At 60.9% G+C, this 25,069-nt stretch carries 23 protein-coding genes; 11 read left to right on the top strand and 12 right to left on the bottom strand.

What is annotated here, in order from left to right; genetic code table 11:
- Positions 1-17: 17 nt before the first annotated feature.
- Positions 18-446, bottom strand: coding sequence for a VOC family protein (locus ACSQ2W_RS05815; protein WP_436085408.1), 429 nt, complete (start codon positions 444-446; stop codon positions 18-20).
- A gap of 104 nt (positions 447-550) precedes the next feature.
- Positions 551-1,270 (bottom strand): ribonuclease PH, encoded by a 720-nt coding sequence (gene rph, locus ACSQ2W_RS05810; RefSeq protein ID WP_436087683.1) that lies wholly within the window; start codon positions 1,268-1,270, stop codon positions 551-553.
- 209 nt (positions 1,271-1,479) lie between these two features.
- Here rph and hrcA point away from each other — a divergent pair, with 209 nt between their 5' ends.
- Complete coding sequence (hrcA, locus tag ACSQ2W_RS05805) at positions 1,480-2,538, top strand: heat-inducible transcriptional repressor HrcA (RefSeq protein ID WP_436085407.1); 1,059 nt, start codon at positions 1,480-1,482, stop codon at positions 2,536-2,538.
- 114 nt (positions 2,539-2,652) lie between these two features.
- Positions 2,653-3,267 carry a nucleotide exchange factor GrpE gene (grpE, locus tag ACSQ2W_RS05800; protein ID WP_436085406.1) on the top strand — a complete coding sequence of 205 codons (615 nt, stop codon included), beginning with the start codon at positions 2,653-2,655 and terminating at the stop codon, positions 3,265-3,267.
- Positions 3,268-3,396: 129 nt separating this feature from the next.
- Here the strand turns inward: grpE and ACSQ2W_RS05795 are convergent, their stop codons facing one another.
- The 8 genes from ACSQ2W_RS05795 to lptC form a co-directional block, all read right to left on the bottom strand.
- A complete protein-coding gene (locus tag ACSQ2W_RS05795; protein WP_436085405.1) occupies positions 3,397-4,632 on the bottom strand; it encodes a D-arabinono-1,4-lactone oxidase in 1,236 nt (411 codons plus the stop codon).
- 24 nt (positions 4,633-4,656) lie between these two features.
- Positions 4,657-5,424 (bottom strand): SDR family NAD(P)-dependent oxidoreductase, encoded by a 768-nt coding sequence (locus ACSQ2W_RS05790; RefSeq protein WP_436085404.1) that lies wholly within the window; start codon positions 5,422-5,424, stop codon positions 4,657-4,659.
- Positions 5,425-5,570: 146 nt separating this feature from the next.
- Complete coding sequence (gene ptsN / locus ACSQ2W_RS05785; protein ID WP_436085403.1) at positions 5,571-6,035, bottom strand: PTS IIA-like nitrogen regulatory protein PtsN; 465 nt, start codon at positions 6,033-6,035, stop codon at positions 5,571-5,573.
- A 173-nt stretch (positions 6,036-6,208) separates the two neighbouring features.
- On the bottom strand, positions 6,209-6,784 hold the full coding sequence (gene hpf, locus ACSQ2W_RS05780; protein WP_436085402.1) for a ribosome hibernation-promoting factor, HPF/YfiA family: 576 nt from the start codon (positions 6,782-6,784) through the stop codon (positions 6,209-6,211).
- Positions 6,785-7,066: 282 nt separating this feature from the next.
- On the bottom strand, positions 7,067-8,641 hold the full coding sequence (rpoN, locus tag ACSQ2W_RS05775) for an RNA polymerase factor sigma-54 (RefSeq protein WP_436085401.1): 1,575 nt from the start codon (positions 8,639-8,641) through the stop codon (positions 7,067-7,069).
- Positions 8,642-9,044: 403 nt separating this feature from the next.
- Positions 9,045-9,848 (bottom strand): LPS export ABC transporter ATP-binding protein, encoded by an 804-nt coding sequence (gene lptB, locus ACSQ2W_RS05770; protein ID WP_436087682.1) that lies wholly within the window; start codon positions 9,846-9,848, stop codon positions 9,045-9,047.
- A 19-nt stretch (positions 9,849-9,867) separates the two neighbouring features.
- The gene (locus ACSQ2W_RS05765) at positions 9,868-10,428 is read right to left on the bottom strand and encodes an LptA/OstA family protein (protein WP_436085400.1); all 561 of its coding nucleotides are present in this window, start codon (positions 10,426-10,428) and stop codon (positions 9,868-9,870) included.
- A 16-nt stretch (positions 10,429-10,444) separates the two neighbouring features.
- Complete coding sequence (gene lptC / locus ACSQ2W_RS05760) at positions 10,445-11,113, bottom strand: LPS export ABC transporter periplasmic protein LptC (RefSeq protein WP_436085399.1); 669 nt, start codon at positions 11,111-11,113, stop codon at positions 10,445-10,447.
- A gap of 223 nt (positions 11,114-11,336) precedes the next feature.
- Between lptC and sppA the strand changes: the two genes are divergently transcribed.
- From sppA to ACSQ2W_RS05745, 3 genes are all read left to right on the top strand, one after another.
- On the top strand, positions 11,337-12,296 hold the full coding sequence (gene sppA / locus ACSQ2W_RS05755; protein WP_436085398.1) for a signal peptide peptidase SppA: 960 nt from the start codon (positions 11,337-11,339) through the stop codon (positions 12,294-12,296).
- Between the two features lie 137 nt (positions 12,297-12,433).
- Entirely contained in the window at positions 12,434-12,736 is a 303-nt protein-coding gene (locus ACSQ2W_RS05750; protein WP_018323897.1) for an integration host factor subunit beta, read from the top strand.
- A 120-nt stretch (positions 12,737-12,856) separates the two neighbouring features.
- Positions 12,857-13,201, top strand: coding sequence for a DUF1049 domain-containing protein (locus ACSQ2W_RS05745; protein WP_436083138.1), 345 nt, complete (start codon positions 12,857-12,859; stop codon positions 13,199-13,201).
- 3 nt (positions 13,202-13,204) lie between these two features.
- Here ACSQ2W_RS05745 and ACSQ2W_RS05740 read toward each other — a convergent pair whose 3' ends face one another.
- Positions 13,205-13,657 carry a CoxG family protein gene (locus tag ACSQ2W_RS05740; RefSeq protein ID WP_436085397.1) on the bottom strand — a complete coding sequence of 151 codons (453 nt, stop codon included), beginning with the start codon at positions 13,655-13,657 and terminating at the stop codon, positions 13,205-13,207.
- Between the two features lie 117 nt (positions 13,658-13,774).
- Between ACSQ2W_RS05740 and ACSQ2W_RS05735 the strand changes: the two genes are divergently transcribed.
- The 5 genes from ACSQ2W_RS05735 (at position 13,775) to ACSQ2W_RS05715 (ending at position 19,598) form a co-directional block, all read left to right on the top strand.
- Positions 13,775-14,929 carry a class I SAM-dependent methyltransferase gene (locus ACSQ2W_RS05735; protein ID WP_436085396.1) on the top strand — a complete coding sequence of 385 codons (1,155 nt, stop codon included), beginning with the start codon at positions 13,775-13,777 and terminating at the stop codon, positions 14,927-14,929.
- On the top strand, positions 14,926-15,786 hold the full coding sequence (locus ACSQ2W_RS05730; protein ID WP_436085395.1) for a TrmH family RNA methyltransferase: 861 nt from the start codon (positions 14,926-14,928) through the stop codon (positions 15,784-15,786). The genes ACSQ2W_RS05735 and ACSQ2W_RS05730 overlap by 4 nt, the downstream gene beginning before the upstream one ends.
- Positions 15,786-16,274, top strand: coding sequence for a signal peptidase II (gene lspA / locus ACSQ2W_RS05725; protein ID WP_436085394.1), 489 nt, complete (start codon positions 15,786-15,788; stop codon positions 16,272-16,274). Before ACSQ2W_RS05730 ends, lspA begins: the two co-directional genes overlap by 1 nt.
- 54 nt (positions 16,275-16,328) lie before the next feature.
- Positions 16,329-18,626, top strand: coding sequence for an ATP-binding protein (locus tag ACSQ2W_RS05720; protein WP_436085393.1), 2,298 nt, complete (start codon positions 16,329-16,331; stop codon positions 18,624-18,626).
- Between the two features lie 93 nt (positions 18,627-18,719).
- Positions 18,720-19,598, top strand: coding sequence for a GNAT family N-acetyltransferase (locus ACSQ2W_RS05715; protein ID WP_436085392.1), 879 nt, complete (start codon positions 18,720-18,722; stop codon positions 19,596-19,598).
- A gap of 231 nt (positions 19,599-19,829) precedes the next feature.
- Here ACSQ2W_RS05715 and ACSQ2W_RS05710 read toward each other — a convergent pair whose 3' ends face one another.
- Positions 19,830-22,115: an NADP-dependent malic enzyme gene (locus tag ACSQ2W_RS05710; RefSeq protein WP_436085391.1), complete on the bottom strand. Its 2,286-nt coding sequence runs from the start codon at positions 22,113-22,115 to the stop codon at positions 19,830-19,832.
- Between the two features lie 102 nt (positions 22,116-22,217).
- Here ACSQ2W_RS05710 and mutS point away from each other — a divergent pair, with 102 nt between their 5' ends.
- Positions 22,218-24,962: a DNA mismatch repair protein MutS gene (gene mutS, locus ACSQ2W_RS05705; RefSeq protein ID WP_436085390.1), complete on the top strand. Its 2,745-nt coding sequence runs from the start codon at positions 22,218-22,220 to the stop codon at positions 24,960-24,962.
- The last annotated feature ends 107 nt before the right edge of the window (positions 24,963-25,069 follow it).

The raw sequence follows: 25,069 nt of genomic DNA, 5'->3' as shown, positions 1-25,069 counted from the left end.
ATCCGGGCGATCTGCCCTCAATCTAAATTCCAGAGTCTGGCTTCGGCGCATTCCAGGCTGTTTCCAGCCGGATCGCGGAAATAGAAGGATCGCGCGCCCGACGGCCAATGCACATTGGATTCGATCGCGACGCCGGCCGCCTTCAACTTTTCTTCCCAGGCATCGAGATGCCCGGTAGATACCCGGAAGCACATATGCCCTGGCCCGTGCGTGCCGTGCGGCGGAACCTGCAGGCCTCCTGGCGGCGGCGGTTTCACCGTTTCCGCCGGATTGAAGATCAGAAGAACGCCCGGACCGCAGCGGAAGAAGACATGCCGGGCGCCGGCGCGGCTGATCTTCTCGAGCCCGAGCACGGAGCCGTAAAACGCCTCCGCCCGGTCGAGATCGTCCACATAGAGCGCCGTCTCCAGGACGCCTTCGAACGCCATGCTCTGGTCATCGGCCATTGGACCTGCCCTTCACCCTAACCTCTCCCCGCAAGCGGGCAGAAGGTGCCCGACGGGCAAATGAGGGGCGACGATGCCAGTTGCATAGCGTGCAATCTCCGTTCTTAACCCTCGATCACCTGCTTTTGCAGGCTGACCAGTTCGGCGATGCCGTTCTTGGCAAGGCCCATCAGTGTGGCGAATTCCTCTTCCGAGAACGGCTTGCCCTCGGCTGTTCCCTGGATTTCGACAATGCCGCCGGAGCCGGTAATGACGAAGTTGGCGTCCGTCTCGGCAGCCGAGTCCTCCAGGTAATCGAGATCGATCACCGGCTGGTTGGCGAAGATGCCGCAGGAGATCGCGGCGATATGGTCTTTCAGGACCTTCTCGACCTTGATCATGTTGCGCGCTTCCATCCAGGCAAGGCAGTCGCGCAGAGCGATCCAGGCGCCGGTGATGGAGGCCGTGCGGGTGCCGCCATCGGCCTGGATAACGTCGCAGTCGATCGAGATCTGGCGCTCGCCGAGCGCCTGCAGATCGACCACGGCTCTCAGCGAACGGCCGATCAGTCGCTGGATTTCCTGTGTGCGGCCGCTCTGCTTGCCGCTGGCGGCCTCGCGCTTCATGCGTTCGCCGGTGGCGCGCGGCAGCATGCCGTATTCGGCGGTCACCCAGCCCTTGCCGCTATTGCGCAGCCACGGCGGCGTCTTTTCCTCGAGGCTTGCGGTGCACAGCACATGCGTATCCCCGAACTTGACGAGACAGGACCCCTCGGCATGTTTGGAAATGCCGCGCTCGAACGAGACTTTGCGCATCTGGTCGGTTTTTCTGCCGGAAGGCCGCATCATGAACTCCTGTGATGTTTGGGAGCCTTCTAACCTATGTTGGGAGGAAGGGAAATCACTTGCGAGGAAAAGAACAAACGGCCGGGCAGCGGCTGTGGGCGAACGCTTCCTCGCCAATTTCCTTTTTGCTATCCGGGCCGAGATCACTATATTTCAGTTGATCTGAACAGAATGGGTTTTGCGTTCGAATGATGGTGGACAAATCTGCGATGCGGGAAAGGCTTTCGGCGCTCGACGAGCGTTCGGGAGAAATCTTCCGTCGTATCGTGGAGAGCTATCTGGAAAGTGGCGAGCCACTTGGTTCGCGCAGCCTGTCGCGGCTGTTGCCGATGTCGCTGTCGCCGGCCTCCGTGCGCAACGTCATGAGCGATCTGGAAGATCTGGGCCTGATCTATGCCCCGCATATCAGCGCCGGTCGCCTGCCGACCCAGATCGGCCTGCGCTTCTTTGTCGATGCTTTCATGCAGGTGGGCGACCTCTCGGCGGAAGATCGTGCGTCGATCGACCGGCACGTGCGCCGCAATGATCGCGACCAGTCTGTGGAAACCCTGCTGACCGAAGCGAGCCAGATGCTCTCCGGCATGTCGCGCGGCGCGGGGCTCGTCATCACGGCAAAGAGCGATCCGGTGCTGAAACATGTCGAATTCATGCGCCTGGCGCCGACGAAGGCGCTGGCCGTCCTGGTCGGCGAACACGATCAGGTCGAAAACCGCATCATCGAGCTGCCCGCCGGCGTCACGAGCTCACAACTGACCGAAGCCGCCAACTTCCTCAATGCGCATCTCGCCGGCCAGACGCTGCCCGAAGTGCGCAGCCAGCTCGAACAGGTCAAGGAAACCGTTCGGCGCGAGCTCGATACACTGTCGCAGGATTTGGTCGAGCGGGGCCTCGCCATATGGTCGGGCAGTGAAACCGAAGGAAATCCGACCAAGCTGATCGTGCGCGGTCGCGCCAACCTGCTTGAGGGGCTTGCCGGTGCCGAGGATATCGACCGGCTGCGCATGCTGTTCGACGATCTTGAAAAGAAGGACAGCCTCATCGAAATTCTCAATCTCGCCGAAAGCGGGCCTGGGGTCCGCATCTTCATCGGCTCGGAAAACAAGCTGTTTTCGCTGTCCGGCTCGTCGCTGATCGTTGCACCCTACAAGGATGGAGACGACAAGATCGTCGGCGCTGTCGGTGTCATCGGCCCGACCCGGCTCAACTATTCGCGTATCGTGCCGATGGTGGACTACACTGCGCAATTGATGTCGCGGCTGTCGCGATGATCATCGGGGCAGGTCTGGTTTTTGCCGCGCTCTTTCGATTGAACCCTTGATTTTTCGGCTTCAAAGCTCGATATCGGCTACAAATCCTAACATAGTGACATACCGGAGACCGTCATGACCGACGACACGAACAAACATGCAGCAGATGCCAACGCAGCCGAAGAAGCCGCGATGAATGTTGAAGCTGCCTCTGAAAAGGTCGAAGCCGCCGCAGTCGAACCCGATCCCCTGGAAGTTGCCAAGGCCGAGGCCGCGGACTACCGCGACCGTTACCTCCGGCTTGCTGCCGAGATGGACAACCTGCGCCGCCGCACCGCACGTGATGTCAAGGACGCAAAGTCTTATTCCGTGGCCGGTTTTGCCCGCGATATGCTGGCCGTCTCCGACAATCTGCGCCGCGCGCTCGACGCCATCCCGGCTGAAGCGCGGACGGCCGGCGATACCGGCTTCAACGCGCTGGTCGAAGGCGTCGAGATGACCGAGCGGGCCATGCTTTCGGCGCTTGAGCGTCATGGCGTCCAGAAGCTGGAACCGGTCGGCCAGAAGTTCGACCCGAATTTCCATCAGGCGATGTTCGAGGTCCCGAACCCCGAAGTGCCGAACAACACCGTCGTCCAGGTGGTCCAGGCCGGTTATACCATCGGCGAGCGCGTGCTCCGCCCCGCCATGGTCGGCGTCGCCAAGGGCGGCCCGAAGGCGGTTGCCACGGAAGAGACGCCGGCGGCTTGATTTTCCACCCTCCCCTTGAGGGGGAGGGTCGGCACGTAGTGCCGGGGTGGGGTGATCTTTGTGCGCCCCTGACCGTCACCCCCCACCCGCAGCTTCGCTGCGACCTCCCCCTCAAGGGGGAGGTAAAACTCATCCGAACAACTGCCGCAGATGATCATTCAGGAAACGGCCTTCCGGATCGAGCTTGTTGCGCAACGCCTTGAAGTCACGCGCGCGCGGATAGAGCGCCGTCACATCCTCAGCACGGAGGAAATGCAGCTTGCCCCAATGCGGGCGGGAGCCGAACTGGCGCAGGATATCGTCGACATCCTTGAGATAGTTCCAGTAGTCCGTGCCCGGCTCGCCGGAGACCGACAGCGTAATAGAATCCTGTTCGAAGAACGGGCTGATCCAGCCGCCGTCGCCGGCGGTGAAGCGGTATTCGATCGGGTAGATGCAGGTCGGGTGCTTCTCCAGCATCAGCTTGCGCACTTCCATGCAGGCCTGCTTGCCGTATTTCACCGGCACGGCATATTCCAGCTCGTGGAAGTTCGGCACATATTCGATCGGATAGATTTCCGAGGAATAGGCGATCTTCTCGAAGGCGCTTTCCGTTGGCGGCCGGTCGGTGATGTCGATCGTCTTCATCTCGCAGACGTCGGACAGGCTGGTCGTGGTCGAAACGGAGGACGTATCCGGCAGGCAATAGCAATGGCGGCTTTCGGGCACCGGGCACCAGAAGAAGCCGAAATGCCGGTGATTGGCAGCGAGATCGTCGTGTTGCTCCATGCATTCGTCGAAGGTGCAGCGCCAGAGCTTCTCATGCAGATTGTAGCTCTCCATCACCTGCAGCGTGATTTCCGAGATGACGCCGAGCATGCCGAGGGAGACGCGGGCGGCATTGAGCATGTCCGGCTGGCTGTCGTCGATGACGAGAATGCCTCCGTCCGGTTGCACCAGCCGCATGCCGACGATCTGCGAGGCCATGTTGCCGAGCTTCAGGCCGGTACCATGCGTGCCGGTGGTCAGCGCGCCGGCTAGCGCCTGGCTGTCGATGTCACCCTGGTTGATCATCGACAGGCCGTTTGCTTTAAGCGCCTTGCCGAGCGTGTTGATCGTCGTGCCGGCATGCACCGAGACCCGCTTGCGGGCCGTATCGATATTGGTGATCCCCTGCAGCTTCGACAGCGTCAGATGCAGCCCGCTGGTCAGCGCCACCGGCGTGAACGAATGGCCGGATCCGGCGCAGCGCACGTTCAGCCCGTTCGACGTCGCTTCCCTCACCATCTCCGACAAGACCGCCTCGCTCTCGGGCGCGCCCCTGTGCCGGACGATGCACGACTGATTTCCCACCCAGTTTCGCCAGTGCCCGCCCGCTTCCATCATGGTCCCGTTCTCCCCTTTTGGTGTTCAGACAGCCGTAAAACAATTGTCGACGAACAGATGCGTGCCGTTGACGAAGCTGGACTCGTCGCTTGCCAGGAACAGCGCCGCCTGCGCCACTTCCATCGGGTCGCACATCCGGCCCTGTTGCGCGGCAATCGCCGCGTCGGAGACATCGATGCCATACTTTGTCAGACCCACCAGCTCACGCTTGCCGTGATCGGTGGCGATAAAGCCGGGGCAGACGGCGTTGGAGCGGATGCCGCGGTCACGAAACTCGACGGCGATAGCGCGGGCGAACATGTGGCAAGCGCCCTTTGTCGTGTCATAGAGCACCTCCATCGGGGTGGCGGCAACGGCCGAAATCGAAGAGGTGGAGACGATGCTGCCGCCACCGGCAGCGAGCATGCCGGGCAGCACGGCCTTGGTCATCAGGAACATCGAGCGCACATTGACCGCCATCAGCCGGTCCCACTCGTCTTCCTCGGTCTCAAGGAACGGTCCGACTGCCAGGATGCCCGCATGATTGAAGAGAACGGTAATATCGCCGAAGGCGTCCTCGACAGCCTTCACCGCAGATTTCACCTCGGAGGATATGGACACGTCCGCCGGCGCGAAGATCGCCTCTCCGCCCTCGGCGCGGATGGCCGCGGCCACCTCCTCGCCCTCGCTGCGAGGCAGGTCGACAATGCCGACGCGAGCGCCCTCGCGGGCAAAAAGCTGTGATGCCGCAAGGCCGCAGCCCCCAGCACCGCCGCTGATCAATGCCGTCTTTCCGGAAAGTCTGCCAGCCATCGCCGTTCTCCTCGTTTGTCGTTGCGAGGATTATTGTTGACGGCAGGGCGGCTGTCGATACCGGTGCCTGGCCATTTCCAGCCAGACGGAACTCTTTGCAGATGCATAGAGCACTTCAACCGGCGGAAGCTGTATTGAGGCAGGGATCAGGCCGCGTTGGAGGACTGGTCGTCGCTGAGGAATGCGTAGATGCCGGAGGCGGAATCCGTTGCCCGCAGCTTGGCGACCATTTCGGGATCGCGCAGAACACGGGCGATGCGCGACAGCGCCTTCAGATGATCGGCGCCGGCGCCTTCGGGTGCCAGAAGCAGGAAGACGAGGTCGACCGGCTGATCGTCCAGGGCTTCGAAATCGACCGGGGATTCCAGCCGCGCGAAAATGCCGACGATCGACGACAAGTGGGCGAGCTTGCCATGTGGGATGGCGATGCCGTTACCGACACCGGTGGAACCCAATCGCTCGCGCTGGAGAATGACGTCGAATATTTCCCGTTCGGGAAGTCCTGTGATCTTGGATGCTTTTGCCGCCAATTCCTGAAGCAACTGCTTCTTTGAATTGGCCTTCATGGCCGGAAGTATCGCATTCTGCTGCAGCAAACCTGCCAATGCCATTCGTTTGTCCTCGTTCGCCGGTGGAAACCGCGTTCGGCAGGCAATGCCGGACGGCGGCTCCATCCATCTTTCTCGGTGGTCCCCAACGGACCCGTCAACGGTCTCGCCTGCATCCACCACCAGGAAAAAGCGGTCGATTGAGCGCCGGCGGGCCGGCACTCAACCTGATCCACTCAGCCCTTGATATTGGCTGCATCGATCCAGCCAATGTTTCCATCGTTGCGCCGATAGACGATATTCAACTGCTCATTGCCGGGGCTACGGAACATCAGGACGGGTTCGTCTGTCATATCGAGCGCCATCACGGCGTTTGCGACAGACATCGTCTTCAGTTGTTTTGAACTCTCCGCGACGATCGTCGGTGCGTAATTGTCCGGAAGCTCATCGTCTTCATCGGGCACGGAATCCATCACGGTGTAGGCTACTTCGGCAAATCCTGCATTACCATTGCCATTGTGGTGATCCTTGAGCTTGCGCTTGTACCGGCGGATGCGCTTGGCAATCCGCTCGGATGCCGCATCAAACGCGGCTTGCGGGTCATTCGCCTGGCCGTTGGCCTGCAAGGCAGCACCTGAATCCAGGTGAATCTTGCAATCGGCGCTGAAACGGGATCCAGACTTTTCCACGGTGACCTGGCTTGAATATCCTCCGTCAAAATATTTGGTTACGGCCTGTGCGATCTGGTCCTCAATCCGCAGACGGAACGCTTCGCCGATTTCCATATGTTTACCGGATACACGCACACTCATGGAGTTTCCTCTCTTTTCGTGATTTGCGCAGCCAGTCTATTCCAACCGCATCCGTCATCCAAGCGTTTCACGCACGCAATAGAATTTTGCGTCATAAGGGCAGGATTTGGAGGGATATGCTTCAGGCAGGCTTTATACCCATGCTCATTGCGGCGCCTGATACTCCCGGTTGTTCTAAAAGTCAATGAAGAGTTACCAAGGTCGAGATTGCGGGATTCAGGTCTGTTGATCGCAGGGATACATCCGGCGCCAATCCGATCTCGTTGTGCCGATTGCATGATCTCAGGCGGAGACCTTGGCCATAGCCCGCTTTTCACGGCGGCGCTGGACGGAGGAGGGGATGTTCATCGCCTCGCGGTATTTTGCCACCGTCCGGCGAGCGATATCAACACCCCCCTTCTTCAGGATATCGACGATGTCATCGTCTGAAAGCACGGCGTCGGGGCTTTCCAGCACGATCATGTTGCGGATGCGGTGGCGCACCGATTCCGCCGAATGCCCGTCTCCGCCCTCGGCTGATCCGATCGAGACCGTGAAGAAGTATTTCAGTTCGAACAGCCCGCGCGGCGTCAGCATGTATTTGTTCGATGTGACGCGGCTGACGGTCGATTCATGCATCTTGATGGCATCGGCGACAGTCTTCAGGTTAAGCGGCCGCAGATGATCGACACCGTTGACGAGGAAGGCGTCCTGCTGCCGAACGATCTCGGTCGCCACCTTCATGATTGTCTTGGCACGCTGGTCGAGGCTGCGAGTCAGCCAGTTGGCCGTCTGCAGGCATTCGGTCAGGAAGGCATGGTCGGCGCTGTTCTTCGGAGCGTGGCGGGAAACGGTCGCGTAATAGGTCTGGTTGACCAGCACGCGTGGCAACGTGTCCGGATTGAGCTCCACCGCCCAGCTGCCATCCTGCGCCGGGCGCACGACGATATCCGGAACGATCGCCTCGGACGGGCTTGCCTCGAAACTGGTGCCGGGCTTTGGATCGAGCTTGCGGATCTCAGCCAGCATATCGACGAGGTCTTCTTCATCGACGCCGCAAATCCGCTTCAGGCTGGCGAAGTCGCGCCGGGCAAGCAGTTCCAGGTTCTGGAGCAGCGCCGCCATGGCAGGATCGAGCCGGTCGCGCAGGCGCAACTGGATGGCGAGGCATTCGCTCAGGGTTCGAGCGAAAACACCGGGTGGATCGAGCTGCTGCAGGCTGTCGAGCACCCGCGCCACATCGGCCGTCGCGCAGCCCAGCCGTTCGGCAATCTCGCCGACATCGGCGTGCAGATAGCCGGCCTCGTCCAACTGGTCGATCAGGTGCTGGGCAATGAGCCGGTCGGCCGCGCCGTGCACGCTGAAGGGCACCTGTTCATTGAGGAAATCGCGCAACGTGACGCGATTGGCGACGAAATCGTCGAGATTATAGCCGTCGCTGCTTTCGCCCTCGCCACCACCCGGCATGGATTTCCATTGACTAAGCAATTCCGGCGCGTCGGCCCGCTGCGGCGTCGTGTCGTCGGGGAAGACGTTCTCGAAATTGGCGTCGAGCTGCTCGCTCATCCGTTCGCCGGTCGCAGATGTCGTGCTGTCGTAGACGTCGCCCAGCGGGTCGAAGGATGCAGTGTCGCCGCCGTCGCGCTCGCTGCGTTCATCAGGCGTGATATGGAGCTCGTCCTTGCCGAGGCGGTCCGCGCCACCCGAGCCATCATCATTCGTGGCGAATTCGAGCAGCGGGTTCTTCTCGACTTCCAGTTCGATGAATTGGTTCAGCTCGAAATGCGTCATCTGCAGCAGCTGGATGGACTGCATCAGTTGCGGGGTCATGGCCAGGGTCTGGCTTTGACGCAGGAAGAGGCTGGCTGACAGGGCCATGCGGACGCGAAACTCCCCTCAATTCTCCGAGCCGGCGTTCATCTTTTGCGGAGTGAATTCGCCAATTCTTCAACTGGCCCAAAAATTGCTTATTAACGGGGTTTGGTCAAGCACTGATAGGAAATAAGATGAATTTCGCGGCGGCCGGGCATTTTTCTATGCAATAGGCATGTAAAAAGTGCACAACAACTGGCCGGGAGCCGCTTTCGGCTGCGATGCTGCGGGCCGATGTTGTCGGAACCTGCAAAAACGCGGTGGTTGCCGTCGGCATATTGCGCTGCAGCATCCGCGGGTGAGCAAAATTTGCGCAATTCCGGCCAACGGTCAAGGGAAATGTCCCGGAAGCGGCAGATTTTGCCCGCCGCCGTTAGTTTCGTTTACCATCGAACGGAGAGGATCAGCCTCAAAGGCTGAAATTGTCACCGAGATAGAGGCGGCGGACATCCGCATTGGTGACGATGTCGTTGGCCCGCCCATGCGTCAGGACTTCGCCCGCATGGATGATATAGGCGCGATCGATCAAGCCCAGCGTCTCGCGGACATTGTGGTCGGTGATCAAAACGCCGATGCCGCGCGAGGTGAGGTGACGCACAAGCGCCTGGATATCGGCAACCGAAATCGGATCGACGCCCGCGAAGGGTTCGTCGAGCAGCATGAAGGTCGGGTCGGTCGCCAGCGCCCGGGCAATTTCCAGGCGGCGGCGTTCGCCACCCGAAAGCGCCACGGCAGGCGACTTGCGCAAGTGGGAGATGTTGAACTCGCCGAGCAGCTCATTGAGCTTGCTCTCGCGCCGGTCGCGGTTCTTGTCGTGAACCTCGAGAACAGCGCGAATATTTTCCTCGACAGTCAGGCCGCGAAAGATCGAGGCTTCCTGCGGCAGATAACCAACACCGAGGCGGGCGCGACGATACATCGGCATCGTCGTGACTTCGTTGCCGTTGATCTCGATCGAGCCTTCATCGACCGGCACCAGACCGGTGATCATGTAGAAACAGGTCGTCTTGCCAGCGCCGTTGGGTCCAAGCAGGCCGACGGCTTCACCGCGGCGCACGACCAGCGACACGCCGTTGACGACCGTGCGCCCGCGATAGGCTTTCGTCAGGCCGCGCGCGATCAGCGTGCCCTCGTAACGTGCCTTGTCGACGACGCGGGCCGGAGTGGCGGCGTCGTGCTTGCCGGCCCGCTTGTGTTTGTGAAGAAAGGGGATGTTCACGTCGGCGTCTGCATCAGTTCGTTTTCTGGGACTTCGGGTCGAGCTGAATCTGGACGCGACCGCCGCAGGCTTCGAGCTGCGCTTCGCCGGTATCCATCTGGACGTTCAACTGGCAGCCGGTGAAGACGTTCTTGCCCTCCGATAGAACGACCTGCTTGCCCTTCAGCACCAGCGTTTGCGCCGTCATGTTGAATTCGCCGCTATCGGCCGACGCCTGTTGCGTGCCCGATTGCAGCAACACTTTCTTGTCGACCTCGATGCGGTCGATATCGGCATTGCCGCTGGAAATCGCGCCGCCGCCCTTCTTATAATAGACGACCATGTTTCCGGCCTGCAGCGTCGTCGTCCCCTGAACGACCTTCACATTGCCGGTGAATATGGCCTTGCTTTCGGGGTCCTTGATTTCGAGCTTATCGCTCTCGATCTGGATCGGCTCGTCGTTGGAGAGTTGAAGCCCTTTCATCTTGCTCGACTTCTCCTGGGCGGCAAGGGGAGACACGGAGGTGCTGACAAAAAGACTTAAGAGAATGAATGTTCCGGCAAGCCGAAAGGAAAAGGCGGAATTGGCCGACATATGTGCACCGGTTTTTCTAGTTGGCGGTTTTACGGATGGTTTTGGGATCGACGACGACCTTCACCATGCCTTCAAATGTAACAATGCGTCCCTTATCCGTCATTCTCAACGACTGTGCAACAATGGAACCGCCGTTCATGCTGATTGCGATCGGCTTCTTGGTTTCCATCTCGCCGGCATTGATGTCGAGGTAGGCCGTCTGGAAATCGGCAACGACGCCGTTGTTCATCCTGATGCTGAAAGGCGCGTTCATATTCAAGGTGTTGCCGCCGCGGTCATAGATGCCGCTGGTCGCCTCGACGGTGGCGATAAGCGTCTCGTTGACGGGCATCTCCGCATGGATCGTCTCGAGCGTGATGATATCGGGATTGGCGATGTCCTGCAGCGCGCGCACCGCTTTCATAGAGTAGCTGATGTCTTGCTTGTTGCGGCCTGAAATTGCCGGGTTCTGCATGACGATCTTGCCGTTTTCGATCGTCGCATTCTCGATCTGCAGGTTTTCCGGCAGGAAGGCACGCACCACTGAAACGGCAACGAAGATCGCGCCGATCACGACTGCCACCAATGGCAGGATGATCTTCAGCCGTCTGACCAACCGGGAATGGCGCGCCGCCACGGTATAAGCGTCGGCGAGGATCGGCCCCGAATGCGGCAAGGCGCCGGAAAGATGCACGTCATTCAACATGAAATAGCCCGTCGTTCGAAATCGTCGCGGCGCAGATGCTCAGAGGACCTGCTGGCCGGGCGATGTAAGTGACGGCGAATATGGAGATTTTTTTGTTCCGCGACAATGGAGGCTCGAATTTTGTTCAAACCGGGTTACAACGCGGTCGAGCCGCCGCTATGGATTGTTCATTTCGTGCAAGGGGCGGCCTGCCCCCCGCGGCCTTTGAAGAGGAGGAAAGATCATGGATCAGCTTGCTATCGCCGACCGGCGCCAGCTTCGGCGAAAACTCAGCTTCTGGCGGCTCGCGTCCATCGCTCTGATATTCTGTGCGGGCATTGCGGCCTATGTCTATGCGACCGCGGACGAGACGGGCGCTTTCAGCCGCCCGCATATCGCGCGTGTCAATATCTCCGGGATCATTCAGGATGACCGCGACTTGCTGGAGCGTCTTGATCGCATCGCCGAAACCAACGCCGCCAAGGCGCTGGTCGTCACCATTACCTCACCGGGCGGAACTACCTATGGCGGCGAAGTGCTGTTCAAGGCCATCCGCAAGGTAGCGGCCAAGAAGCCGGTTGTCGCCGATATTCGCACTCTGGCCGCTTCGGCAGGCTACATGATCGCGCTTGCCGGTGACCGCATCATTGCGGGTGAAACCTCGATCACGGGTTCGATCGGCGTTCTCTTCCAATACCCGCAGATCAAGACACTGATGGACAAGGTCGGCGTTTCGCTCGAGGAGATCAAATCCACGCCGCTCAAGGCCGAGCCTTCGCCTTTCCATCCACCGAGCGACGAAGCCAAGGCGGTGATCCAGGCAATGATCGATGACAGCTTCAACTGGTTCGTCGATCTCGTCGCCGACCGCCGGAAAATATCGCGCGACGAAGCCCGGCAGCTTGCCGACGGCCGCATCTTTACCGGTCGCCAGGCGCTCAAGCTGAAGCTGGTCGACGAACTTGGCGGCGATGAAGAGATACGCGCCTTTTTGAGCGGTCGCAACGTCGCCAAGGAGCTTGAGATCGTCGAGTGGAAGGCGCCCGGCACATCCTTGCCGTTCGGGCTGGGGTTGGCCGCCTCCGCATGGCTCAAATCCTTGGGATATGAAGCTTTTCCGCTCCTGGGGAGCCTCGAAAAAATGGGACGCGAGAAGTTGTTTCTTGACGGTCTGGTTTCCGTTTGGCAGGTTGGCAGCGATTGAAAACACCCGACGATTGCTTGTCTGCCGTTTTGGGAGGCTTGAAAACGGCTTGGTATCCCGCACAACCGGTGGACACGGCCATCCGATGGGCATAACACTCTAAGAACAAACGTAAATTCAAAAAAGAGGGGGCGACAGTGATCAAGTCAGAACTGGTGCAGATTGTTGCGGCTCGCAATCCGCACCTCTATCACCGTGATGTCGAAAATATCGTCAACGCAGTTCTCGATGAAATCACAGATGCCCTGGCTGGCGGAAACCGGGTCGAATTGCGCGGTTTTGGCGCGTTTTCGGTCAAGAACCGGCCTTCGCGCTCCGGGCGCAACCCGCGCACGGGCGACAGTGTGTTCGTTGAGGAAAAATGGGTTCCCTTCTTCAAGACCGGCAAGGAACTGCGCGAGCGGCTCAATCCCGGCTCCGACGATGAAGATGATGAATGAGCCGGACAGTTCGGCTCGATGCCCCTGCGTAATTCTTGGTATCTGACGATTTAAGGACAAATTTTTGCGGCAGGTCGAAGTGCCGCGGCATTGGGCTGCCGGAATGACGGAGACGGAATGATGATGAAGAAGCTGGTGAATATCGTGGTGCTGGTCCCGATCGCCATCGTGCTGATCGTGTTGTCTGTCGCCAACAGGCAGATGGTCACGCTCGCGCTCAATCCGTTCGATCCGGCAGACAGCGTTCTTTCCGCCTCGGCGCCGTTCTTCGTTTTTCTGTTTCTTGCGGTGATCTTCGGAATGATCCTCGGGTCGCTCGCCACCTGGTTCAGCCAGGGCAAGTATCGCAAGCGGGCGCGCAACGAGGCCAGCCAAGCAGTCAAATGGCACGCCGAAGCAGAGAAACATCGCACGCGCGCGGAAACCATGGCGTCGCAGACGATGCTCCCCGTTTCATCGAAATAGGCTTCAGGCCTCCGACACGGCGTTGGCGGCGGCGCTGAAATCGGAGAAGAATTTTGTCGCCAGCCTGCTGGCGCTTGAGCCGACCAGCCGCGATCCGAGCTGCGCCAGCTTGCCGCCGATTTCCGCGCTCGCGTCATAGGCCAATATGGTCTCGTCGCCATATTCGATCAGCCTCACATCGGCGCGGCCTTTCGCAAGGCCGGCAATGCCGCCTGCGCTTTCACCGGAAATCGTATAGCTGATCGGCGCATTGACGTTCGAAAGAGTGATATTGCCGGAGAAGACCACCGGGATCGGACCGATCTTCACCTTCAGCGACGCCGAAAACTCGGTTGGTGATTTTCGCTCGATCGAATGGCAGCCCGGGATGCATTGCTTGAGGATGTCGGGGTCGTTGAGCGCCGCCCAGACAGCGTCGCGGCGAGCGGCGATGCGCTCCTCCCCCTTCATTTCCATGCTGATTCTCCCTCGTCGCGGTTGTGCTGGTCTATGTAAGACGTGAAACAGCTTTGCCAACAGGATGAGCGGTGCTATTTGCAGCGCTTGAAGCGTAGAGATGACGGACGACCCTCAGTGAAAGACAAAGATCGACGGCCCAAGGGAAAAGCCGGGCAGACGGTGGCTGCGCGCGCCAAGCCGGCTGGTGCCGCAAAACCGTTGGCCAAGAAAACATCGCAGGCTCATCCGGCGCGTGGCGATAGCGTTCCTTTCGTTCGCAAAAGCGTAGAAAAGCCGGTCGCCCAAAGGGCTGCCGCAAAGACGGCTTCCCCCGAGAGCCAGCCGCCCCGTACCGAAGTTCGTATCCGCAGCGGCGCAAAGCCGCAGGAGCGCATCCCGGTCATCCTCGAGACGAAGGGCGCGCGTGATTATCACCTGATCGACAGCGGCGACGGTCTGAAGCTGGAGCAATACGGCCCCTACCGCATCGTGCGGCCCGAGGCGCAGGCGCTGTGGCCGAAAGCGCTGCCGCCGCATGTCTGGGACAATGTGGATTCGATCTTCACCGGCGACACCGACGAGGACGGGATGGGCCGCTGGCGGTTTCCGAAGAATGTGCTTGGCGAGACCTGGCCCATGCAGATCCTCGATGCCGAGTTCTACGGCCGCTTCACCGCATTCCGCCATGTCGGCGTCTTTCCCGAGCAGCTCGCGCACTGGAGCTGGATGAAGGGTCAGATCGAGACCGCCGGGCGGCCGCTGAAAGTGCTCAATCTCTTCGGCTATACCGGCGTCGCCTCGCTGATTGCTGCGAAAGCCGGCGCCGAAGTGACGCACGTCGACGCCTCCAGGAAGGCGATCGGCTGGGCGCGGGAAAACCAGGCGCTGGGCCGTGCCGAGCATCTCCCGATCCGCTGGATCTGCGAGGATGCGATGAAATTCATCCAGCGCGAGGAGCGCCGGGGCAGCCGCTACGACATCATCCTGACGGATCCGCCGAAATTCGGCCGCGGCCCGAATGGCGAGGTCTGGCAGCTTTTCGACCATCTCGCCCTGATGCTCGACATCTGCCGCGAGATACTGTCGCCGGAGGCGAGGGGCCTCGTGCTCACGGCCTATTCGATCCGCGCGAGCTTCTATTCCATCCACGAACTGATGCGCGAGACGATGCGCGGGCGTGGCGGCGCGGTGGAGTCGGGCGAACTTATCCTGAGAGAAAGCGGGCTTGACGGCAATGAACCGGGCCGGGCGCTTTCCACCTCCCTTTTCAGCCGATGGGTGCCGAAATGAACTATGACCACAGGGATCATGGCCCCCGCCGGGTCGGCCAGGTAAAGGAAGTCACCAGCCTTGCCAATCCGATCATCAAGGACATCAAGGCGCTCGCCAACAAGAAGGAGCGCGACGAGACCCATTCCTTCATCGCCGAGGGGCTGAAGCTTGTCATCGACGCGCTCGATCTCGGCTGGACCATCAAGACGCTTGTCTACGCCAAGGCGGCCAAGGGCAAGGCGCAGGTCGAGCAGGTGGCGCTGAAGACGGTATCGACCGGCGGTCTGGTGCTGGAAGTCAGCGAAAAGGTGCTGTCGGCCATCACCCGTCGCGACAATCCGCAGATGGTCGTCGGTGTCTTCGAGCAGCGCTATGCGAGCCTGAAGGATATCAGGCCGGAACTGGGTGAGACCTACGTGGCGCTCGATCGTGTCCGCGATCCCGGCAATCTCGGCACCATCATCCGCACTGCCGATGCGGCAGGGGCATCCGGTGTCATCCTGATCGGCGAAACGACGGATCCCTTCTCCCTGGAAACGGTGCGGGCGACCATGGGCTCGGTCTTTGCCATGCCGGTCATCCGCGCCAACGTCGTCGATTTCGTCAAATGGCAGAAGGCCGCCGGCGTTCAGGTCGTTGCCACGCATCTCGCGGGTGCCGTCGATTACCGCACCATCGATTACCGCAAGAAGCCGGTCGTTCTCCTGATGGGCAACGAACAGGCGGGTCTGCCTGACGAATTGGCAAAGGAGGCAACGGCACTCGCCCGTATTCCGCAGCAGGGCCGCGCCGATTCTCTCAACCTGGCGATCGCCACCGGCATCATGCTGTTTGAGGCGCGCCGCCATTTGTTGACTTTGGATGCCAAGGCATAATGGAAAAGACGGCTATTTTTTCGCGCCCCCTGCCGATCCTCATTCTTGTCGTCGTGGCGATGCTGCTAGATCAGGCAATCAAGGCTGCGGTCGAGATCTGGTTGCCGTTTCAGCAGGCTGTGCCGGTGCTCCCGATGCTGGCGCTATATCGGACCTACAATTACGGGGTCGCGTTTTCCATGTTGTCCGGCATGGAAGGCTGGTTCATCGTCACCATGCGCCTTTTCGTCGTCGCTTTCGTCCTCTGGCTGTGGCGGCGCACTCCAAAAGACCGGTTCTTCGCGCATCTTGGTTATGCAATGATCATTGCGGGCGCCTTGGGCAACCTCGTTGATCGATTGATTTTCGGCTATGTGATCGATTACGTGCTGTTCCACACGGCAACCTGGTCATTCGCCGTCTTCAATCTCGCTGATAGTTTCATCACCATCGGCGCTGGCGCGATCATCCTGGACGAGATCCTGCATATGAAAAAGCAGGACGCTTAAAATTTTAAAGACCGGTTGAAGCCAATCAAAACGCTTGTCGTGTAGGCAGGTGTCATGAGCGATCTGCCAAACCTCAAGAAACGGATTGCAGCCGAGTTCAGCGCACCGGGCCGGACGCTGGGGCAGAAGGGCGCGTCCGGCGTCGCACCCAGCGACCATCCCCTTTCGCTGGAGCCGGACGGCTTTGATGTGCCGAAGGAAACGTTTCCGGCGCTGAAACCGACATTGGCAGGCACGGGTCTCCTCTGCTCCGCTGCCATTCTTGGCGCTGGTATTGATGCAGGCTTTTATCTGCTGTCTGCAGGCCTTGCCGGCGCCGGTGTCACCGGAGCCACTCTGCTTCTGAGGGATTGGTATCGTTCCGCCAAACCCGCTGCCGCCCATGGCCGTGCCCGCAAGGAAAAGGCGAGCGACAAACACTGGGAGCGCAGCGAGACATCGCAACTTCTCTCCACCATCCATGACGCGCTCGGCGACATCGCCATCATCCGCGAGCCGGGCGGCAGGATCGTCCAGGCCAATACAGTCTTCCGCCGTCTGACTGGCAGGCTGAAGCCGGAGGGCAAGACGTGCGAGGCGCTCGGCATCGCCTTCGAACCTGCGACCGGCCCCAATCACTACAGCGTGCGGATCGTCACCGCCGCGGGCGTGAAGCTGTTCGATTGGCACGACGTCATCGCCCGCGAGCCGGCGAGCGGTGTCTTCATGCTGCACAGCATCGGCCGCGATGTCACCGAGGAAAGCCGGGTTGCCCGTGAACGCGAGGACGCGCGCCGCAAGGCCGAAATCGCCAGCCAGGCGAAATCGCGGCTGCTGGCAACGGTCAGCCATGAAATCCGCACGCCGTTGTCCGGCATTCTCGGCATGAGCGATCTGATCAGCCATACGCGGCTGACCAGCGAGCAGGAAAACTATCTCGCCGGCATGCGTCAGTCTGGCCATGCGCTGGTGCAACTGGTCGATGACTTGCTCGATTTCTCCTCGATCGAGGCTGGTCGCTTCCAGCTACGCCCGGCGCCGGAGCCGCTGCGCGAGACGATCGAAAGCGTCGTCGAGATGCTGTCGCACCGCGCACATGACAAGGGCATCGAAATCGGCGCCACGGTCACCGCGGACGTGCCGGGCCAGATGGATTTCGACGCCGCCCGCCTGCGCCAGGTTCTGTTCAACGTTGTCGGCAACGCCGTCAAATTCACGCACACCGGCGGCGTTCTCGTCAGTGCCTCCGTCGAGCACGGGACCATCGTCATCCGAATCGATGATAGCGGCCCAGGCATGACCGCACAGGAGCAGGCCCGTGTCTTCGACGAGTTCGAGCAGGCGGGCGGCAACGCCCAGCGGTCCCTCGGCTCCGGCCTTGGTCTGGCGATCTCGCGGCGCATCATGGAAGAATTCGGCGGTTCGCTGACGGTCTCCAGCGTTCCGGGCAAGGGGAGCACCTTCGAAATCCGCTTTCTGGCCCTCGGCTGCGATCTCGCTGCTGCCGCCCTCGCCAGGACGGGCGTTCTCGCCGGTTCGCGTGTGCTGGTGATGGCGCCTCCAGGTCCTGCCTCCAAGGCATTGTCTTCGACAATCAGAACACTGGGCGGCTTCTGCGAATGCGCCGAAACGTTGGAAGATGCGCAGGCCATCGCTGCTCGCGCGCTTTCGGCGGCAACATTGCTGACGGACATCATCGTCGATCACCGCCACGCGGCGCAGTTCCAGAGCCTCTTGGCGCAGGTGCCAGGCCTTGAGCAGCAGAAGCTGCGCAAGACCTATCTCGTCAATCCGGAAGAACGCAACGGTCGGCCGATCAACCACATGGACGGCTATCATGCATGGCTCATTCGGCCGTTGCGGGAAAAGTCACTGGTCGAGGTCCTGCGGGGCCGCATGAAGGGAATGGAAGTGCGCGACGCCATCAACGACAACCGGCCGGTGCTGCGGGACGTCCCGGCCTTGCTCGAAAAGCCGGTCGAAGGCGGCGTGCTCCTGGCGGAAGACGATCCGGTCAATGCCTTCATGGTCCGCGCCGTCCTGGAGCGCGCCGGTCATCCGGTGCGCGTCGTCGAGGATTTCGAAGCGCTCGCTGCTGCTCTGTTTGATGCGCCGGCGGCAATCCGCATCGCCCCGGACCTGATCGTCTCCGATCTCAACATGCCGGGCGGCGATGGATTTTCGATGCTGAAACGGCTTCGCGAGGAAGCGCGCCAGTCGGGAAGAAAGGCTGTTCCGGTCATTGTGCTAACGTCTGACGGCCAAGCTGATACCCGTGAACAATTGCTGGCCGCCGGGGCGAGCGCTGTCCTTTCGAAGCCTGCCGACCCGAAGGCGCTGACCGCGGAAATCGGCCGCTTGCTCGCTCAATGACGACCGGTCTTTGCTTGTAGCGCCGATGTCACTATCCTGTCGCAGAAACGTGGTTTAAGCCGGACAGGATTGTAGTGACCAGGATGACGCGCAATGACAGTCGAACCTTTGGATCTGGCGATCGTGGCTGACCAGCCGCAGACCCGTGTCCGAGGCGTCAGTGCCCCGGCACCGGATGTGCTCGGTCGTATCGGAAATCTCGAAACCCGCCTTGCCCGCAATGCGTCGGAGATCGACGCCGCGCAGGCGGTGCGTTACAGGGTCTTCGTCGAAGAAATGAAGGCGCAGATCCCGCAGGATGCCGAACACCGCAAGCGTGATGCGGATGCATGGGATCCCGTCTGCGATCATCTGCTGGTGCTGGACACGTCGATCGAGGGCGATCCGGAAGACCAGATCGTCGGTACCTATCGGCTGCTTCGCCAGGACGTCGCAGCCAGGACAGGCGGCTTCTATTCCGCCTCCGAATTTTCCATCGGTTCACTGCTGGAACGCCACCCCGATAAGACGTTCATGGAACTCGGACGCTCCTGCGTCTTGCCGGACTATCGCACCAAGCGCACTGTCGAGCTTCTGTGGCAGGGCAACTGGGCCTATGCGCTGAAATATGGTGTCGATGCGATGTTCGGTTGCGGTTCCTTCCCTGGCATCATTCCGGAAGAACATGCACTGGCTCTCTCCTTCCTGCATCACAACATGGTGGTGCCGGAGGAATGGGACGTCTCGGCCCGTCCGGAACTGTTTCGCACCATGGATCTGATGCCGGCAGAAGCGATCAACATGCGCAAGGCGCTTGCCGCCCTGCCACCGCTGATCAAGGGTTACATGCGCCTCGGCGCCATGGTTGGCAAGGGCGCTGTCGTCGATCACGCCTTCCGCACGACGGATGTTCTGATCGTCCTGCCGATCACCAACATCTCCGGCCGCTACCTCAACTATTATGGTGCTGACGCCGGACGTTTCGCCAGCTGATAGAAAAAAAATCTCTTGCAATCGCAATCACAAGTCGCCTTGACGCAGTGCAGCATTTTTGTATACAGTCTGCTCGTGAATGGCAGTTTTTTGATCGGCATCGCAGTATTGCACAACAAGTATTCAGCAGGTTCGTCCTGGGTATTTTTTTATCAAGATCGATATATCGCATGAAAAAGCCCGCTCCGGTTTCCCGAGCGGGCTTTTTTCGTTTGTGTCGGGTTGCTCCGATCAGCTGCCGGCGTTGTGTGCGGCAAGTGCCGCCATGTTGACAATGTCGGAATCCTTGGCGGCCATGGAAACGATCTGGACCGACTTGTCGAGGCCGACGAGCAGCGGGCCGATCACGGTCGATCCACCCAGTTCCTGCAGCATCTTGGTCGAGATCGATGCCGAGTGGAATGCCGGCATGACGAGCACGTTGGCGGTGCCGGAGAGGCGGCAGAACGGATATTGTTCCATCACTCGGGCGTTGAGCGCCACGTCCGCTCCCATTTCGCCATCATATTCGAAATCGACGCGGCGGCGGTCGAGGATGTTGACAGCCTCGCGGACTCGCTCCGAACGTTCGCCGGAAGGATGGCCGAAGGTCGAGTAGGCAAGCATCGCCACGCGCGGGAAATAGCCGAGCCGGCGGGCGAGCCCCGCAGCTTCCTCGGCAATATCGGCCAATTCTTCTGCCGAAGGCATGTCGTGAACGGCGGTATCCGCCACCAGCACCGTGCGGCCGCGGCAAAGGGCCAGCGACACGCCGATGACGCGGTGTCCCGGCTTCGGATCGATGCAGCGGCGCACGTCCTCAAGTGCGGTGGAGTAATTTCGTGTAATGCCCGTCACCATGCCATCGGCGTCGCCCAAAGCCACCATGCAGGCGGCGAAGTGATTGCGGTCGTTGTTGATCAGGCGTTGCGCATCGCGGAAGAGATAACCCTTCCGCTGCAACCGGGCATAGAGATAATCGGTGTAGGCGCCGGTGCGTTTGGAAATGCGCGCGTTGACGATCTGGATGCCCGGCCGGTCGAGGTCGATGCCAGCGCGGTCGGCCATCTCCCGCATCTGCTCCTCGCGGCCGAGAAGCAGCGCGGTGCCGAGTTCCTGGTTCACATAGGCGAGTGCCGAGCGCATCATCTGCACCTCTTCGCCTTCGGCAAAGACGATCCGCTTCGGCTGGCGGCGGACGCGCTCATAGATGCGCTGCAGCGTCGAGGCGATCGGATCGCGGCGGGCCGAAAGCTGACGGCCATAGGCGGCCAGGTCCGGAATAGCCTTTCGGGCAACGCCGCTCTCCATGGCGGCCTTTGCCACCGCGACCGGAATGGACGAGATCAGGCGCGGATCGAAGGGCACCGGAATGATGTACTGCGGGCCGAAACGCGGCCGGTTGCCCTGATAGGCGGCCGCCACGTCATCCGGAACATCTTCCTTGGCAAGGTTTGCCAAGGCCTCGGCCGCCGCAATCTTCATGGCTTCGTTGATGGTCGAGGCATGGACGTCGAGCGCACCGCGGAACATGTAGGGAAAGCACAGCACATTGTTGACTTGGTTCGGATAGTCGGATCGGCCGGTGGCCATGATCGCGTCGTCGCGAATGGCAGACACCTCCTCCGGCGTGATTTCCGGATCGGGATTGGCCATGGCGAAGATGATCGGCTTCGCCGCCATGGAGCGGATCATCGCCTCCGAGAAGGCGCCCTTTTGCGACAGGCCGAGAACCACATCGGCGCCGTCCATTGCGTCTTCGAGCGTACGCCGGTCGGTCTTGACCGCATGCGCGGACTTCCATTGGTTCATGCCTTCGGTGCGGCCCTGATAGATGACGCCCTTCGTGTCGCACATGATGATGTTTTCGGGCGCAAAACCCATCGACTTGATGAGCTCGACGCAGGCAATGGCCGCCGCACCGGCGCCATTGCAAACCAGCCGCGTGGTCTTGAGATCGCGGCCTGTCAGCTGTAGCGCGTTGATGAGGCCTGCGGTTGCGATGATCGCCGTGCCGTGCTGGTCGTCATGGAAGACGGGGATATCCATGATCTCGCGCAGCTTCTGCTCGATGATGAAGCATTCCGGCGCCTTGATGTCCTCCAGATTGATACCCCCGAAGGAGGGGCCGAGGAATCGCACGCAATTGATGAATTCGTCGGCGTCTTCCGTGTCGACTTCGAGGTCGATCGAATCAACGTCGGCGAAGCGCTTGAACAGGACCGACTTTCCTTCCATCACCGGCTTTGAAGCCAGTGCGCCGAGATTTCCAAGACCGAGAATGGCGGTGCCGTTGGAAATGACGGCCACCATGTTGCCTCGGGTCGTGTAGTCATAGGCGGTTGCGGGGTTGGCCGCGATTGCCTTGACCGGCACGGCGACGCCGGGCGAATAGGCAAGCGACAGGTCGCGCTGTGTCGCCATCGGCTTGGTTGGAGAAATTTCGAGCTTGCCGGGCCTGCCCTGGGAGTGGAAGTCGAGCGCTTCCTGGTCCGTTACGCTGGTCGTGCTGCGACTGCTCTTGTCGTTTGCCGGCATGGGTCCTCCAACCTTTTGTGGGCGACGGCGCTCAAGCGCCGCTTTGTTGTTGTCTTCTATAAACGCGCATGGATAGTGTGGCACCACTTTTTTGGGACAAGCATGACTTTTATAGCCGAGCCAATCACCCGCAACGCCGAGGTTCTCACCGCCGTTCAACTGGCGACGGAGGAAAGCCGCGCCACGGCCACGCCGATGATGGAACAGTATATCGAGATCAAGGCGAACAATCCCGATTCGCTCCTGTTCTATCGCATGGGCGATTTCTACGAGTTGTTCTTCCAGGACGCCGTCGAAGCCTCGCGCTCGCTCGGCATCACGCTTACCAAGCGCGGCCAGCATCTCGGCCAGGAAATCCCGATGTGCGGGGTGCCGGTGCATGCGGCGGACGACTACCTGCAGAAGCTGATCGGGCTCGGTTTCCGCGTCGCCGTCTGCGAACAGGTCGAAGACCCGGCGGAAGCCAGGAAGCGCGGCTCCAAGTCGGTCGTCAAGCGCGATGTCGTCCGGCTTGTGACGCCCGGCACCATCACCGAGGACAAGCTGCTCTCGCCCTCAGAATCCAACTACCTGATGGCGCTCGCCCGCATTCGCGGCAGTTCGGAGCCGGCAATCGCGCTCGCCTGGATCGATATTTCCACAGGCGTTTTCCGGCTCGCCGAAACGACCGAGACCCGGTTGCTCGCCGATATCCTGCGCATTGAGCCGCGTGAACTCATCCTCGCCGATACCGTGTTCCATGATCCGGAGATGCGCCCGGTCATCGACATTCTCGGCCGCGTCGCCGTTCCGCAGCCCGGCGTCCTGTTCGACAGCGCGACGGCGGAAAGCCGTGTCACCCGCTATTATGGCGTGAAGACGCTCGATGGCTTCGGCAGTTTTTCCCGCGCCGAACTCGCCGCCGCCTCGGCCGCGATTTCCTACGTGGAGAAGACCCAGTTCGCCGAGCGCCCGCCGCTCGGCACGCCGGAGCGGGAAAGCGCCGCCTCGACCCTCTTCATCGATCCGGCCACCCGCGCCAATCTCGAACTCGTCAAGACACAGTCCGGCGATCGCAACGGCACGCTTCTGAAAGCGCTCGACCGGACGGTGACCGGCGGCGGTGCCCGTCTGCTTGCCGAGCGGCTGATGTCGCCGCTGACCGACCCGGAACGCATCAACGCCCGGCTCGATTCGATCACCGCTCTCTCCGATCAGCCCGCCTTCTGCGGCGACCTGCGTTCCGCGCTGAAACACGTGCCGGACATGCCGCGCGCGCTGTCGCGCCTCTCGCTCGGCCGCGGCGGTCCGCGCGATCTCGGTGCGATCCTGGCGGGCTGCCATGCGGCAGTTGAAATCGCGGGTCTGCTTGGCAGCGGAAATCTTTCCGAGGAACTGACCGCCTCGCTTCAGGCGCTGAAAGCACTGCCGGGCGAGCTTGTGCGGAAACTTGCAACGCTTCTCGGCGACGAGCTTCCGCTGTTGAAGCGCGACGGCGGCTTCCTGCGCAATGGCGCGAGCCCCGAACTTGACGAGATGCGGGCGCTGCGCGATCAGTCCCGCCGGGTCATCGCCGGTCTGCAGCTGAACTATGCCGAGGAAACCGGCATCAAGTCGCTGAAGATCAAGTACAACAATGTGCTCGGCTATTTCATCGAGGTGACGCAGGGCAATGCCGGGCCGATGACCGATGGTCTCGAAGCCAGGGCGCGCTTCATCCACCGCCAGACCATGGCCAATGCCATGCGCTTCACCACGACGGAACTGTCCGATCTCGAAACGAAAATCGCCAATGCCGCCGACCGGGCGCTGTCGATCGAGCTCGAAGCCTTCGACAGGATGACCACGGCGGTGGTCACCGAGGCGGAGGCGATCAAGGCAGCGGCGCTGGCGCTGGCAGTGGTGGACGTGTCGGCCGGTCTGGCGACGCTCGCCGAGGAGCAGGCCTATTGCCGTCCGCACGTCGACCAGTCGAGAATGTTTGCCATCGACGGCGGCCGCCACCCAGTCGTCGAGCAGGCGTTGCGTCGTCAGGCGGGAACAGCTTTCGTCGCCAATGCCTGCGATCTGTCACCGCATGACGGCGAAGGCGATGGGGCTATCTGGTTGCTCACCGGTCCCAACATGGGCGGTAAATCGACCTTCCTGCGCCAGAACGCGCTGATCGCCATCATGGCGCAGATGGGCAGTTTCGTGCCGGCCGCCTCCGCCCATATCGGCGTTGTCGACCGGTTGTTTTCCCGTGTCGGCGCGTCCGACGATTTGGCCCGCGGCCGCTCCACTTTCATGGTGGAGATGGTCGAGACGGCGGCAATCCTCAACCAGGCGACCGATCGTTCGCTGGTCATCCTCGACGAGATCGGCCGTGGCACCGCCACCTTCGACGGCCTGTCGATCGCCTGGGCCGCCGTCGAGCATCTGCACGAGGCCAACCGCTGCCGCGGCCTGTTCGCCACCCATTTCCATGAGCTGACGGTGCTTTCGGAGAAGCTGGCGCGGCTGTCCAACGCCACCATGCGGGTCAAGGAATGGCACGGCGACGTGATTTTCCTGCATGAAGTCGGCCCGGGTGCCGCCGACCGCTCCTACGGTATCCAGGTTGCCCGGCTTGCGGGCCTGCCGGCGTCTGTCGTCGCGCGCGCCAAGGACGTGCTGGCAAAGCTCGAGGATGCCGACCGCAAGAACCCGGCAAGCCAGCTGATCGACGACCTGCCTCTCTTCCAGGTCGCCATCCGTCGCGAGGAGCACGCCAAGGCCGGTCCATCCAAGGTCGAAGAGGCTTTGAAAAACCTCAATCCGGATGATATGACGCCGCGCGAAGCGATGGATGCGCTTTATGCGCTGAAGAAACAACTTGGCAATTCTTGAAAGCTACAGTCCTGTCCATTCTCGGACAAAAGGTCTATAGCGCATGCGTTAGAGCCGGTGATTTATGGTCGAATCGACCTAAAATCTGAATCCGCTCTAGAAACAAA

The organism is Pararhizobium sp. LjRoot255, assembly GCF_964252905.1.
Taxonomy (GTDB): Bacteria; Pseudomonadota; Alphaproteobacteria; order Rhizobiales; family Rhizobiaceae; genus Pararhizobium.
The sequence above is the reverse complement of the archived record's forward strand: the minus strand, read 5'-3'. Positions and strand labels throughout refer to the sequence as shown.